The following is an 11,009-nucleotide window of genomic DNA, read 5'->3' on the forward strand; positions in this document are numbered from 1 at the left end:
AGCTTCTTAGTCGGCACCCGCGCCAACGGGTGTCTTGGTATCACTTTGTCTTGAGAAAGGACAAAACAATGAAACACGAAAATACCACCGCGCAATCAACTGCGCAACCACGTAAGCCTCACTTGAGCGATCTTCGTAGCCGCTTCCGTGCAGCCTATGGCGTTCACGGCATCTCCCGGATACTGCTCGAAGACCAGGCGGAGTCTTGCGAGTTGCTTAGTGGACGCGACCGCGAGGCCTTGCTGAGCGCCTTAGAGCACTGTGCAGAAACGCTCTACGCCTATCACGAACACGCCTACCAAGACGCGCTCCCTCATGCCGCTGAGCAAGGGGGTGCCCAATGACTGCCTTCGTCACTCGCATCCAGGCATTCCTGGTCTCTGGCGTCGCGCTCCAGGTCAATCAAGGCACAAGCTGCTACCTGGCTATAGAGGCCGCAAGCACCATCCTGTCAGGCGTAAACGCGATGCTCGCTGGTCTCGTAGACGCAGCTCCAGACAATGCCAATGAAGTCTATGCGATCCGGGTTTTGACCCAGCAATGCGAGGCATTGATTGACGCTGTCGCTGGCTCTATCCGCGAAGCCGAAGACCTCGCGCCACAAAACCAACCCTCGCCAGTTCGTGGCGCGGAGGTATCCCAATGACCCCCTCAATCAGCGACCTGGGCGAAAAGGTCCTGTCCCGCCTGCGCGTGATCGAGAGCTTCGCCTCCATCCTCATGGACAACCATGCCTTTAAGGACGACCAGCAGAACGGGTTCGCGCCTCAGCTTGATTTCCATGGTGAGTCGGCCATCCACGAAGCGATGTACATGCTGGCCGAGCAAGCCCGGGACCAGTTGTCTCAGCTGATGAATGCAGCAGGGGAAGCCCAATGAAGACCCTTCAAAACATTGCTGATGAAGCCTACGACGACCTGATGGTGCTGCGGGAAAAGCTCAACGACTTCAAGACCATGTTCCTGGCTGTGAGCAAATTGCTGCCTGAGCCTGACACCGCAGGTCGCTTGGCCGGTATCGGGGCCATACAAGCCGAGGAGTGGGCGACCAACGCCGAGGAGTGGGCGCGGAAGATGGATGAAAACCTCCGCAACCTTGAAGCCCAGCAGCCCGTCGCGCCACAAAAACCTACCGCTGTAAAACGTGGCGCGGGAGGTGCGGCATGTGCCTGGTAGTCATCAAGGACGGCGATGCCGTCACGCCGACCACTGCTATCGCTTCAGGGACCGAGAACGAGCATGCGAGCGTTATCGCTCTTGTGCGCAAGTATCACGACGATCTTTGGGAGTTTGGAAGGGTTCGATTCGAGGTAGACCCCTTCGAAACGGCTGGTGGTGTGCAGACGCGAGAGATCGCTCTGCTGACAGAGCCGCAGGCCACGCTGCTACTCACCTACATGCGCAACACCGAGATCGTCCGCGCCTTCAAGAAAAAGCTGGTCCGCGAGTTCTGGGAGTTGGTCCAGGAGCGCAGCCGGGCCAAGTCATCCATGCCCGAGAACTACATCGAGGCCCTGGAGCATCTGCTGGCGACAAAACGTTCGGAGCAGCTGGCGCTGGAGCAGCGTGACCATGCGATCGCCACCAAGGCCGAGATCGGCAGCCGGCGGGAAGCCACCGCCATGGCCACTGCATCAGCTGCAGTCCGCAAGGCAATGCACCTGGAGAACGAACTGGGTCGTGGTTGCCAGCACGCCACCGTGACGGCGGTTGAAAAGGCGGTCCACCGGAGCTTCGGTGGCCAGGGTTTCCGCCCGCTCAAGAATTGGTGCGACAGCCACGGTGTGGCCGCCCCGAAAGTCCAAGACCCTCGATTCGGCTGGGTTCGCTCCTGGCCTGCTGCCGCCTGGGCAGCCGTCTACCAAATTGACCTAGCCGAGCTGTTCGGCACTGCTGGAGAACACGAATGAAAGCCAAACCAACCTACCAGCAACTGATGGAGCAGATTGCTGAGGCCGCAGTCGACTACCAGCGTGCTGAGACCAAGCGCAACTCCTTGCGCAACGAATTGAACGCCATGTACCGGGTGTACTTCGACGCCTACGGCAGGCCTTTCTCGGACACCAACAAGCGGGTCAACCCATACGATGAAGAGTTTGCCGGGGTCATCGCCTTCACCGACGTGGCATACGAGCGCTGGAAGGTACAGCGAGACTTGACCACCCGCCTCAAGCGCAAGCTGCGGACGCTCGTCGAGCGCCTGGAGCGTGCCCAATGAGCGAGGTAATCAACAAGGCCTATTTCGAGAAGTTCTCCAATGCGTCTCTGATGCTGCTGTCCTTCGAGGCGGTCATGGATGCCATCGAGGTAATCAGCGATGGCGCCAAGATCCGCGAGTACGACGAAACCTATGTCGGCTTGGTCGGTGCGAGCCTGGCACTCAGCGTGCTGTTCGAGCGCCAGACGGGCAACGATGCCTCGGTCGTACTGGGCGAGCACCTTGAGCAGGAGCGCCGGCATCTGCTGGATGGGGGTGAACCACCAACCTTCAGCATCCCGCTTGTTTCGCCACCCAATCAACCGCTTTCGCCGACAGCATTCGATGGCCTGAGCAACCTGCAACTCGCCAGTGCGTCGTTCAACTACGCCGAGAAGGTGTTCGAGACGATCACCAACCATTCGCCGCATGCGCTTGAAATGGCCGAAGCCAGGGTTTCCTCCCTTGATGCTGTGACGGCGCTGCGCTCGCTCGTTCTGCGACTTGCGGGCGGGAGCATGACCGACCTAGCCAAGCATGCAGCGAAGATCACTGGTCCCTCATCGGAGACTCTCCAATGACTATGACCCCGAACCATGCCCAGGCGCTCCAGCAGCGCGCTGGCGCGACGATCATCAACGGTCCCTGGCCTACCTATGCCCAATTCCGCGGACTTCCAGAGCGAGAGCGCTGGACCCTTTACGAGCTGGCCAAGGCCGGGCGCCAGGCCATGGAAGACAACGGCTTCGAGATGGCCGAGAGCTACGACGCCTTCGTGCGCCGTGTCACAGAGGAGCTTGATCTGTGAGCATCATTCGCGCGCCTCGCCCCGAGGCGAATTTCTACATGCTGAATAAGGCAATCAGCGAGGACGCCCGGCTTAGCTGGGCTGCCCGCGGGCTGCTGGTCTTCCTCCTGGGCAAGCCTGACCACTGGGAGATCTCCGTGGCACATCTGCGTGGTGAGACTTCGAACTCAGCCAAGCCAACTGGTCGAGACGGTGTCTACGGCTTGCTCCAAGAGCTGATCAACGCAGGGTACGTGGCTCGTCGGCAAGATCGCGACGAGGCCGGCGTGCTGGGCGAGATCAACTACATCGTATCTGAAACACCGCTTCCGGATTCGCCGTATCCGGCAACACCGTATCCGGCTCAGCCGTATCCGGCAAATCCGACACTAGTAAGTATTGAAGGTAAGCAAGGACTGAAAAAACCAGCAAGGACTGAAAAACCCTCGTGCAACTCGGGGGAGTCGCTTGTTGAGTTTGAACGGTTCTGGAAGCTGTACCCGCGCAAGGTTGGGAAGGACAAGGCCGTGAAGGCCTGGGCGAAGCTCAAGGTGGACGCCTCCCTGTTCGCCCGCATCGGTACCGCTCTGGCTGCCTGGAGCAATTCTCACGACTGGACCAAGGACGGTGGCCAGTACATCCCGCACGCAGCCACCTGGCTGAACGGAAAACGGTGGGAAGACGAATTGCCTGCAGCCGCTGGCGCAAATGCAAAGCCCCAGGTAAGCGCAGTGCTGCAGGTCCCGGCCCACCACCAGGAGATGTACCCTGATGACTTCATCTAAATTCAGGCCAGCCCCTGCCGAGCGCGCCACCGGCATTGCCAGCTGCGAAGTGCCTGGTCATGGCCAGTACGAAACTAAGCAGGTCGAGCAGTTTGATGGCGGATGGAAGGCGACTGAGTGCCCGCGCTGCCGGTGGGAGGCACTGAACCTCCAGTGCGAAGCAAGCGTGCGAGACGCTGCGTACGCCGAGAGAGAAGCCGAGGAGCTCAACCGCGACCTGTTCGCTACCGGCATCACACCGCGCTTCCGGGGCTGCACGTTCGACAGCTTCATCACCAACGCTGAATCGGCCAAGGTCCGTGCCCAGTCTATTTGCCGGCGCTACGCCGAGGAGTTCGAAGGCCACTACCGGGCTGGGCGCGCACTGATGCTGCTGGGCGAGGTCGGGAACGGTAAAACTCACCTGGCCTGCGCCATCTTGCAGCACGTTGTTCGGGAATATGGCGCCAAGTGCCTGATTGTCACTGCCGAGGCGATCATGCAGGCCGTGACGGACAGCTTCCGCAGCAACGCCGGGCCTTCGAAGTCCGACCTGCTGGCTGAACTTGCTGCAGTCGACCTGCTGGTGATCGATGAGGTCGGCATGCACACGCCGCGTCCAGGCAAGGATTTCATGCCCAGTCTGCTGCATGAGGTGATCGACCGACGTTATCAGCTTGTTCGACCGACGATCCTGATCAGCAACCAGGACCGCGAGCAACTGCCGGCCTTCATTGGGCCGCGGGCCATGGACCGCCTGCGCGAGAACGGCGGCCTACTGGCTCCCTTCACATGGTCGTCAGCGCGTGTTGGAGGGGTTGCATGATCAACCAAGATTATGTGGCTTGCACAAAGGATGTGTCACGGTTGCACAGCCCTGAGTCGGAGCACGCCCTGATCGGCGCCATGATCCACCAGCCAGCGCTCATTGACGACGTGAAGCTTGAGGTCGGGGATTTCTACCAGGCCGACTGCGCGGAGCTGTTTGAGTTGCTGCTGGCGCTCAAAGCGAAGGGGCGGCAGATCGACGTGGTAACCCTGTCAGATGCCAGGCCGACCTTGGCAGACGGCCGTGGCACGCTGGCAGTGGCTGCTCACATCGCTCACAACACGCCGAGCGCAGCAAACTTCGCAGAGTACGCCCGGATCGTGAAGCAGCGGTCTGTGGCCCGCCGGGTGATCGCTGCTGCGCACATCATGTCGGAGCGTCTGAAAGATGGCGACTCGCTGGACGAAGTGCTGGCGCAGGGGCAGCAGGCCTGGATCGCCCTTGAGGCGGAAGGTTTGGATTCCCGCAAGCGGTACCGCTTCGTGGGCGAGATCCTGCCCGAGGCAATCGACGGGATTGACCGCCGGTTCAACCGCGAGGTGGTGCTGGGCTTCGATACCGGGCTGCCATCGCTCGACAAGTTCATTCCCGGCATCTGCGCCGGGCACATGGTCGTCATCGCTGGCGCCCCGGGTAGCGGCAAGACCACCCTGGGCCTGGGTATCGCAGAGCGGGTGGCGTTGGTGGCCAAGTCCACGTCGCTGGTGTTCAGCCTTGAGATGACGGATGTGGAGCTGACAAACCGGTCGCTGGCCTCAGTGGGTAGCGTGCAGTTGAAGCACATCACCGAAGGACATTCGATGGCCGACAGCGACTGGCCAGGCCTGACGGCGGCTGTGAGCAAGCTCGATGGCGCTCCGCTGATCTTCTGTGATGACGCCTCTCTGACGATGCGCGATATCCGTCAGATCTGCCGCACGGTCAAGCGCGAGCATGGCCTGGGCTCCGTCACGCTGGACTACATCGGCCTGGTCAACGGCGAGAGTAAGTCGGCCAGTCGATATGAGCAGGTCACCGACATCAGCAAGTCGATCAAGCGGCTGGCCAAGGAACTGGGAGTGCCCGTGATGGTGCTGGCGCAGTTGAACCGCGGCCCAAACAACCGGGCGAACAAGCGCCCCACGAAGAGCGATCTGCGTGACTCTGGCCAGATCGAGGCCGACGCCGACGTGGTGGTGCTGGTCCACCGAGACAGCGATTCCGAGGAGGGGCAGTCGGGCGTCACTGAACTGATCGTGGACAAGAATCGTCATGGTGAAACCGGCATCTGCCGGGTGCAGCACCAGGGTGCTTATCACCGGTTCGTCGAGCTAGTCGGGTACCAGCCAAGCAACGAAGAAGTCGAAATGGGCAGGACATTTGCCGGCCGCCACCGCACCAAAGGAGCTCAGTATGAAACTTTTTGACCTGTGGCCAGGCCACAAACCACCCGCTCGCACTCCGACCCGGCCCGTCGTATCGGTCACCGTGACCAAGCGCGCTGGTGCCGGGCAGCCTGTTGCCACTGGCAATACCCCGAAACCCGAAGGCGTGCATCAGCGTTTGGTCGGCCCACGCGAGCTGCCAGAGACGCTTGAGGCCTGTGAGGCCCTGCATGAGCAGCTGGTGGCTGACGCTATCCGCCTGGAGCTGTCGCTGGCGCAGGCCGTCGAGCGCGCCATCCAGGGCACGCCATACGACCGAGCCTGGTACAACCGGGCGAAGGCCGCGCTCAAGCACTTGAACCATGACCGCACCCGGCTGCTGTACCGGTGCGGCCAACTGCGCAAGGAGGCCAAGGCGCACGCCCAGCAGCACATGGATCGGGTCATCCTCGACGTAATCAAGGAGTCGATGCCCGCCGACCAGTTCCTGGGCTTTGTTCGAATCGCAGAGGCTCGCATGGCCTCGGGGGTGACCCAATGAGCAACGTAACTGCGGCATTGCCGCGCAAGAGCTTGCAAGAGCATGAGCGCAAGTTCCTGAAGATCGCAGGCGAGCATCTGGCCGAGGAGAAGGTTGGAGGTGCCGCTGCAATGGCGTGCTTGCTCGATATGGTCGCCAGCTGGCACGCCACCCGGGTCAATATTGAGTTCGGGGATTACTGCAAGCGCTGGGTGTCGGAAGGTAACGCCAAAAGCAAGCCGGCGGATCGTCTGCTTCGTAATCTGCTGGGTCTGGACGACAACCCACCACCTCGCCGCATCCGGAGGGCTGCATGACGGTTTATCGTGACGCTGAACACGGCGTAGTCAGGGCCATGACCCTAGACGCCATATCGCTGCACAAGGGCCAGGCCTGGCAGGGCAAGTATCAGCCTCCAGGCTCGCAGCCAGGAAAGGGAGAAAACCCGTGCCCGCTGGATCGATTTGACCAACTAACCCAGGACGCGATGACCCGCTCGCTGCTGCACAGGGTACTTTCGCCGCTGCATTGGAACATGCTCGAGGCCTTTTACAAGGTCGACAGCAGCAAGTCGTTGCAGCAGGAAAGGGCGCTCGCCATCCAGTATGTGGCCAGGGCTGCACCGGGCAAGGCACATTGGCTGTTCCGGCAAAAGTGCGTCACAGCCTGGGCTGTCACCAACTTACCCGACGGATTCATGCTGCTGCACACCTGGGACAATCTCGACTCGCCCACGCCGGAGAAAACGCTTTACCGGTGGAGGTCAGATATTCGGCGATGGCTCAAGCAGGAGTTAGACAAAGCGTTCGTTTCGGCGGCAGTCATCCTTGACGAGGCGGGCCTTATTGCAGAAGCAGCTTGACGCGGTGAGAAAATGAGAATCTAATTCACCACATTGCGGTTTTGCGTCTTGAGAATGCGAACCCTAAGAAGCCCTGGCCATCACAGCCGGGGCTTTTGCGTTATAGCCCCTTGAGTCTGACAGGCAGCGTAAAAATCCATCCATGCCGGATAAACACCTGTTTTATGGTGCGCCCGCCCGGGTCGGGTTGACTCGATTGTTACAGGTTTGAATAAGAAGATTTCTAGTCTTTTGCATTTATCAAAAATCCCATAGGCCTAAACTAGGCACAGCTTCCTAAAAAGCTGCGACGCACTAGAAATACAGGGTCTAAGCAAACCACCCTACCGTGCCTCGTAAAGCCTTCGGCCTATTTATCTCCGACTGAAGACGTTAATCGTTTGCATCGTTGGAACATGGAAAATGAAACTGTTCAAAGCATTGATTGCTGCTTCGTTTGTAATGATGGGTAGCCAGGTGGCGCTTGCAGATGAGCCTGTTGTTGAGCATTACACCTATAGCTCGCATCCAGACATCGCCAAGGTAGTTCGCCAAGATCCGATTCCTGATGTGTGCGGTGTGGTTCCTGTCCAGATGACCTACATCGACCATCAGGGGCAGCAACACACCATGGAGTACAGTGTTATGGGTAACGGTTGCCACGATAACTAGATTTTAATTCCAGCCAAAGACAGGCGATCAGGGCCCTTAATCCAGCAAACCCGAAAGTTAACTCCAGAGTGTTTTCCATCCTAAACTCATTCTAAGCCTCGGCATTCGCCGGGGCTTTTTCGTTTATGCGGATGACGCGCCCAGGCAGCTGGGCTAAGTCGGTAGTGGCGTTCAGTCAAACCCGTGCGGTCACTGATGGACAACGCGATGAGAGCCTGGGGTACGTGACCCAGCGATCCAGACCAGCAAGCCGGGATGCACGGCCCTCCGCACCCATTCCAAGCCTCGCACCAGCTGGGGCTTTTTCGTATCTGGAGGATGCATGGAAAAGCTACAGCTCGACGTTGAGGTTGAGGGCGCCGCTGACTTCCTGCGCCCTCTGGCTGAAACGCTCAGGTCACTTGAACATTTTCCCGAGCTGCCGCTGCAGGTCCTTCGTGACCTTGTCGCCCACAGCCTTCATGAGCTTCCCGTAAGTCTCGACAGCACCGCATTTGCCGCAGGTGACCTTCGAGTTGTCGTTCGGCCTAGCCGGAACCTCGAACTTGTCACTGCCGCACTTGGCGCACTTGAGGGTTACCTTCATCGTTTTTCGCTCCGTGAAACGTCTTGTGTGGAAACTCGACGATAGCACGGGGCCATCTTTTCACGTATCCAAGGGCTCGCCAGTTCGACGGGTCATTTTGTTTCTGGAGCACCACCTATGGCCGAGCCAAGTACCGGCGCCCTCGCAGTGACCGGCGTACTTGCCAGCTTCGGCCTGGGTGCCCCGGCATAGCTAATCATCCCCCTCAAAGCGTACATCCGAGATACCCAAATCTGCGACCGCAATGCGGAGATCATCATGTGATAAGCGGCACGGCGCGCGCGCCTCAGGCAAGGGGGCAGCGGGGGCATGCAGACGGAGGAGAGCGGTCAGCACATTGTCTTCGTTCGGCGTGCTAGACCAATCGCATATCCAGAATCTGGTATGGCCTTTGAGGTTGTAGTCGATGCGGTATTTCATAGGTTGCCGGACCTCCGCCATTGGACGTCAGTTATGCCGAAGCGCTCAGCAGCAGGCCGAGAGACTTTTCTGATATCCGAAGCAGTGAACTTAGGGATGACTCCAACGCCGGCTTCGCAGGCAGCCCAGTGCCAGGCCTCATCGTTATCCATCCTCTCGGCGCGGACGATGAATTCGCGAGCTTCTCCATGGAGGTGATAAGCGACCACATAGATGTTACTGACGGGCATTTACTAGTTCCTTCTAGCGAAGCCAGATCGGCCAACATTCCTTTTAACCCCTAGGGATTCCGGGGGCAAGCATCCGGCCGGTTTTACGTCGGTGCACGAATTTTCATTTACGGAGCAAGCAATGGCCCGACCGACCTCGGCCCAGGCGCAGCCACCTCGCTGGGCATAAGGCTCCTCTACTGTTCTCGCTGGGTGGTTGGTCGCCCCAGCCTTCCGCACCCACTCCTGGGCTCGCCACAACGGCGGGCCTTTTCTTTTTCTGCTCCCCGCAAGGGAGGAACCCGGATGTCCAACATGCCAGACAAACCAGACACCTGGGCGGTTGCCCTTGCGTGGTTGAGCCAGCATTCGCCCCTGTTGTATGCGGCCGGGCTCTCCTGCGCCATGGCTGTGCTGCGCATCACTTACGGTGGCGGCACTCGCCGGCAGATGCTGGTGGAGGGCGCCATATGCGGCGGCCTGACCCTGACGATCATCAGCGGCCTGGAGTTCTTCGGCCTGCCGCAGAGCATGTCGACGTTTGTGGGTGGCTGGGTTGGCTTCCTTGGTGTCGAGAAGGTCCGCGCCATTGCTGATCGCGTCACCGACTTCAAGCTGCCGAGCCGCAAGGTCGATTAATCCGCGCCACAAAATAGACATGCGCCGTTTTGTGGCGCGAGCACGCTGGTCATGCGTTCAGCCAGATTAGTGAAGCACTCGACCGGGGACCGGTTGAAGCTGATCCCTTTCGTGGATGACTCCGCGCGCTGCTTTGGTAATTACATCTTGCTGAAGCTGATTAACCTGCATGGTGAGGACACGAACGGCAGTTTGATAAACAACTGATCCGGACGCCACGGGATGCTCCTCCAGTAGGCCTTCAAGCTTCTCGGTTAGCAAAACGCACCTGTCTATAAGCTCTTCGATTTCTTTCATCACGGTTTCTCCAGATCTTTCCGCTACGACCATCCGGGCGGAATGTCGTTCCGACGACCCCGCGGATGCGCCGATTTCATTGCGCGAGAGAGCTTATCGAACATGGCCAAGCAACCCTATACACCATGCAGGCTGTATGTCGACGGTGCCGACGGCATTGCAGTCAGTGATTTCATAACCACTGCTGCCGGATCTGCCTATTTGGTGCAGACGCTGCGTGTGAGCCGCACCCGGCCAGAGCGAAAGTACATGGGCTGCTTGCGCTGGCCCATCGCCGAGATACCCGCCGATGCGCGGTGCTACCAGCTGACCTGGTACAGGAGGTGAGCAATGGCCTGTAGTGGATGCGCCGCTCGGCGCGAGTGGATCAACAAGTGGACAAAGGTGGCGTATGAGCGAGCGCGTGATCTCGTTGCTGGAACAGATGCTGGAAGAGCAGAAGAAGCAGACGAGCCTGCTCCAGCAGATCGCAGCCCAGAGCCAGTCGCTGATCGAAGTGATGGCTGAAGATGAGGATGGTTGTAATGAAGCCCAGCTTCTCACCTATCTCAGCGGCTCTCCCATTCAGCGTGGTTACTGATGGCCAGGCTCAACATCTTTAAGCAGAACGTGACGATGCTTCCGGCTGCACCGGTCGCCCAGGTCAATGAGACTCAATGGGGTTCTGGTCGTGGTGGCCGACCCTGGCGCCGCATTCGGGATCGCATCCTGCTGCGGGATCAGTACACCTGCCGGGCCTGCGGTCTGGTCACGAAAGACCTTGAGGTCGATCACATCATCAACGTCGCCGAGGGCGGCTCGGATGATGACAGCAACCTTCAGGCCCTGTGCGTGCCGTGCCATCAGGAGAAGACTGCAGCCGAGGCGGCTAGAGGTCGGCGATAG

21 protein-coding genes are annotated in these 11,009 nt (G+C 59.5%); 18 read left to right on the top strand and 3 right to left on the bottom strand.

Annotated features, from left to right (window positions below):
- The first annotated feature begins 68 nt into the window (after nucleotides 1–68).
- From AA098_RS07185 to AA098_RS07255, 15 genes are all read left to right on the top strand, one after another.
- Nucleotides 69–344 carry a hypothetical protein gene (locus AA098_RS07185; protein ID WP_064613975.1) on the top strand — a complete coding sequence of 92 codons (276 nt, stop codon included), beginning with the start codon at nucleotides 69–71 and terminating at the stop codon, nucleotides 342–344.
- Nucleotides 341–646: a hypothetical protein gene (locus tag AA098_RS07190; RefSeq protein ID WP_064613976.1), complete on the top strand. Its 306-nt coding sequence runs from the start codon at nucleotides 341–343 to the stop codon at nucleotides 644–646. Before AA098_RS07185 ends, AA098_RS07190 begins: the two co-directional genes overlap by 4 nt.
- Nucleotides 643–879, top strand: coding sequence for a hypothetical protein (locus AA098_RS07195; protein WP_054830762.1), 237 nt, complete (start codon nucleotides 643–645; stop codon nucleotides 877–879). The genes AA098_RS07190 and AA098_RS07195 overlap by 4 nt, the downstream gene beginning before the upstream one ends.
- Complete coding sequence (locus AA098_RS07200) at nucleotides 876–1,175, top strand: hypothetical protein (protein ID WP_064613977.1); 300 nt, start codon at nucleotides 876–878, stop codon at nucleotides 1,173–1,175. The genes AA098_RS07195 and AA098_RS07200 overlap by 4 nt, the downstream gene beginning before the upstream one ends.
- Complete coding sequence (locus tag AA098_RS29445; protein ID WP_082916861.1) at nucleotides 1,163–1,909, top strand: Rha family transcriptional regulator; 747 nt, start codon at nucleotides 1,163–1,165, stop codon at nucleotides 1,907–1,909. The genes AA098_RS07200 and AA098_RS29445 overlap by 13 nt, the downstream gene beginning before the upstream one ends.
- Nucleotides 1,906–2,217 (top strand): hypothetical protein, encoded by a 312-nt coding sequence (locus AA098_RS07210; protein ID WP_064613978.1) that lies wholly within the window; start codon nucleotides 1,906–1,908, stop codon nucleotides 2,215–2,217. Before AA098_RS29445 ends, AA098_RS07210 begins: the two co-directional genes overlap by 4 nt.
- Nucleotides 2,214–2,777, top strand: coding sequence for a hypothetical protein (locus tag AA098_RS07215; protein WP_064613979.1), 564 nt, complete (start codon nucleotides 2,214–2,216; stop codon nucleotides 2,775–2,777). Before AA098_RS07210 ends, AA098_RS07215 begins: the two co-directional genes overlap by 4 nt.
- Nucleotides 2,774–3,004, top strand: coding sequence for a hypothetical protein (locus AA098_RS07220; protein WP_064613980.1), 231 nt, complete (start codon nucleotides 2,774–2,776; stop codon nucleotides 3,002–3,004). Before AA098_RS07215 ends, AA098_RS07220 begins: the two co-directional genes overlap by 4 nt.
- Nucleotides 3,001–3,768: a hypothetical protein gene (locus tag AA098_RS07225; protein WP_256545271.1), complete on the top strand. Its 768-nt coding sequence runs from the start codon at nucleotides 3,001–3,003 to the stop codon at nucleotides 3,766–3,768. The genes AA098_RS07220 and AA098_RS07225 overlap by 4 nt, the downstream gene beginning before the upstream one ends.
- Nucleotides 3,755–4,573 (top strand): ATP-binding protein, encoded by an 819-nt coding sequence (locus AA098_RS07230; protein WP_064613981.1) that lies wholly within the window; start codon nucleotides 3,755–3,757, stop codon nucleotides 4,571–4,573. Before AA098_RS07225 ends, AA098_RS07230 begins: the two co-directional genes overlap by 14 nt.
- On the top strand, nucleotides 4,570–5,982 hold the full coding sequence (locus tag AA098_RS07235) for a DnaB-like helicase C-terminal domain-containing protein (protein WP_064613982.1): 1,413 nt from the start codon (nucleotides 4,570–4,572) through the stop codon (nucleotides 5,980–5,982). Before AA098_RS07230 ends, AA098_RS07235 begins: the two co-directional genes overlap by 4 nt.
- Nucleotides 5,969–6,481, top strand: coding sequence for a hypothetical protein (locus AA098_RS07240; protein ID WP_064613983.1), 513 nt, complete (start codon nucleotides 5,969–5,971; stop codon nucleotides 6,479–6,481). Before AA098_RS07235 ends, AA098_RS07240 begins: the two co-directional genes overlap by 14 nt.
- Complete coding sequence (locus AA098_RS07245) at nucleotides 6,478–6,777, top strand: hypothetical protein (protein WP_064613984.1); 300 nt, start codon at nucleotides 6,478–6,480, stop codon at nucleotides 6,775–6,777. Before AA098_RS07240 ends, AA098_RS07245 begins: the two co-directional genes overlap by 4 nt.
- Entirely contained in the window at nucleotides 6,774–7,322 is a 549-nt protein-coding gene (locus tag AA098_RS07250) for a hypothetical protein (protein ID WP_064613985.1), read from the top strand. The genes AA098_RS07245 and AA098_RS07250 overlap by 4 nt, the downstream gene beginning before the upstream one ends.
- 402 nt (nucleotides 7,323–7,724) lie before the next feature.
- Nucleotides 7,725–7,973 (top strand): DUF2790 domain-containing protein, encoded by a 249-nt coding sequence (locus AA098_RS07255; RefSeq protein WP_064613986.1) that lies wholly within the window; start codon nucleotides 7,725–7,727, stop codon nucleotides 7,971–7,973.
- 397 nt (nucleotides 7,974–8,370) lie between these two features.
- Here the strand turns inward: AA098_RS07255 and AA098_RS07260 are convergent, their stop codons facing one another.
- Together AA098_RS07260 and AA098_RS07265 are read right to left on the bottom strand one after the other, a co-directional pair.
- Nucleotides 8,371–8,559, bottom strand: coding sequence for a hypothetical protein (locus AA098_RS07260; RefSeq protein WP_012313239.1), 189 nt, complete (start codon nucleotides 8,557–8,559; stop codon nucleotides 8,371–8,373).
- Between the two features lie 416 nt (nucleotides 8,560–8,975).
- Nucleotides 8,976–9,209, bottom strand: a complete 234-nt coding sequence (locus AA098_RS07265) for a DUF6555 family protein (protein ID WP_019438287.1) — start codon at nucleotides 9,207–9,209, stop codon at nucleotides 8,976–8,978.
- Between the two features lie 285 nt (nucleotides 9,210–9,494).
- Between AA098_RS07265 and AA098_RS07270 the strand changes: the two genes are divergently transcribed.
- The gene (locus tag AA098_RS07270) at nucleotides 9,495–9,827 is read left to right on the top strand and encodes a phage holin, lambda family (protein ID WP_019438288.1); all 333 of its coding nucleotides are present in this window, start codon (nucleotides 9,495–9,497) and stop codon (nucleotides 9,825–9,827) included.
- 66 nt (nucleotides 9,828–9,893) lie between these two features.
- Here the strand turns inward: AA098_RS07270 and AA098_RS07275 are convergent, their stop codons facing one another.
- Nucleotides 9,894–10,124: a hypothetical protein gene (locus AA098_RS07275; RefSeq protein ID WP_019438289.1), complete on the bottom strand. Its 231-nt coding sequence runs from the start codon at nucleotides 10,122–10,124 to the stop codon at nucleotides 9,894–9,896.
- A gap of 391 nt (nucleotides 10,125–10,515) precedes the next feature.
- On the opposite strand from AA098_RS07275, the gene AA098_RS29120 reads away from it, so the two are divergent.
- Both AA098_RS29120 and AA098_RS07285 read left to right on the top strand, forming a co-directional pair.
- Entirely contained in the window at nucleotides 10,516–10,704 is a 189-nt protein-coding gene (locus tag AA098_RS29120; RefSeq protein WP_064613987.1) for a YebO family protein, read from the top strand.
- On the top strand, nucleotides 10,704–11,009 hold the full coding sequence (locus AA098_RS07285) for an HNH endonuclease (protein WP_064613988.1): 306 nt from the start codon (nucleotides 10,704–10,706) through the stop codon (nucleotides 11,007–11,009). The genes AA098_RS29120 and AA098_RS07285 overlap by 1 nt, the downstream gene beginning before the upstream one ends.

Origin of the sequence: Pseudomonas sp. JY-Q (assembly GCF_001655295.1) — a bacterium.
Taxonomy (GTDB): Bacteria; Pseudomonadota; Gammaproteobacteria; order Pseudomonadales; family Pseudomonadaceae; genus Aquipseudomonas; species Aquipseudomonas alloputida.

Coding starts and splice junctions, on each gene's coding strand:
- AA098_RS07250 (WP_064613985.1), top strand. CDS start 6,774: ATGACGGTTTATCGTGACGCTGAACACGGCGTAGTCAGGGCCATGACC.
- AA098_RS07235 (WP_064613982.1), top strand. CDS start 4,570: ATGATCAACCAAGATTATGTGGCTTGCACAAAGGATGTGTCACGGTTG.
- AA098_RS07215 (WP_064613979.1), top strand. CDS start 2,214: ATGAGCGAGGTAATCAACAAGGCCTATTTCGAGAAGTTCTCCAATGCG.
- AA098_RS07265 (WP_019438287.1), bottom strand. CDS start 9,209: ATGCCCGTCAGTAACATCTATGTGGTCGCTTATCACCTCCATGGAGAA.
- AA098_RS07255 (WP_064613986.1), top strand. CDS start 7,725: ATGAAACTGTTCAAAGCATTGATTGCTGCTTCGTTTGTAATGATGGGT.
- AA098_RS07210 (WP_064613978.1), top strand. CDS start 1,906: ATGAAAGCCAAACCAACCTACCAGCAACTGATGGAGCAGATTGCTGAG.
- AA098_RS07195 (WP_054830762.1), top strand. CDS start 643: ATGACCCCCTCAATCAGCGACCTGGGCGAAAAGGTCCTGTCCCGCCTG.
- AA098_RS07200 (WP_064613977.1), top strand. CDS start 876: ATGAAGACCCTTCAAAACATTGCTGATGAAGCCTACGACGACCTGATG.
- AA098_RS29120 (WP_064613987.1), top strand. CDS start 10,516: ATGAGCGAGCGCGTGATCTCGTTGCTGGAACAGATGCTGGAAGAGCAG.
- AA098_RS07275 (WP_019438289.1), bottom strand. CDS start 10,124: ATGAAAGAAATCGAAGAGCTTATAGACAGGTGCGTTTTGCTAACCGAG.
- AA098_RS07245 (WP_064613984.1), top strand. CDS start 6,478: ATGAGCAACGTAACTGCGGCATTGCCGCGCAAGAGCTTGCAAGAGCAT.
- AA098_RS07220 (WP_064613980.1), top strand. CDS start 2,774: ATGACTATGACCCCGAACCATGCCCAGGCGCTCCAGCAGCGCGCTGGC.
- AA098_RS07260 (WP_012313239.1), bottom strand. CDS start 8,559: ATGAAGGTAACCCTCAAGTGCGCCAAGTGCGGCAGTGACAAGTTCGAG.
- AA098_RS07190 (WP_064613976.1), top strand. CDS start 341: ATGACTGCCTTCGTCACTCGCATCCAGGCATTCCTGGTCTCTGGCGTC.
- AA098_RS29445 (WP_082916861.1), top strand. CDS start 1,163: ATGTGCCTGGTAGTCATCAAGGACGGCGATGCCGTCACGCCGACCACT.
- AA098_RS07285 (WP_064613988.1), top strand. CDS start 10,704: ATGGCCAGGCTCAACATCTTTAAGCAGAACGTGACGATGCTTCCGGCT.
- AA098_RS07240 (WP_064613983.1), top strand. CDS start 5,969: ATGAAACTTTTTGACCTGTGGCCAGGCCACAAACCACCCGCTCGCACT.
- AA098_RS07270 (WP_019438288.1), top strand. CDS start 9,495: ATGTCCAACATGCCAGACAAACCAGACACCTGGGCGGTTGCCCTTGCG.
- AA098_RS07230 (WP_064613981.1), top strand. CDS start 3,755: ATGACTTCATCTAAATTCAGGCCAGCCCCTGCCGAGCGCGCCACCGGC.
- AA098_RS07185 (WP_064613975.1), top strand. CDS start 69: ATGAAACACGAAAATACCACCGCGCAATCAACTGCGCAACCACGTAAG.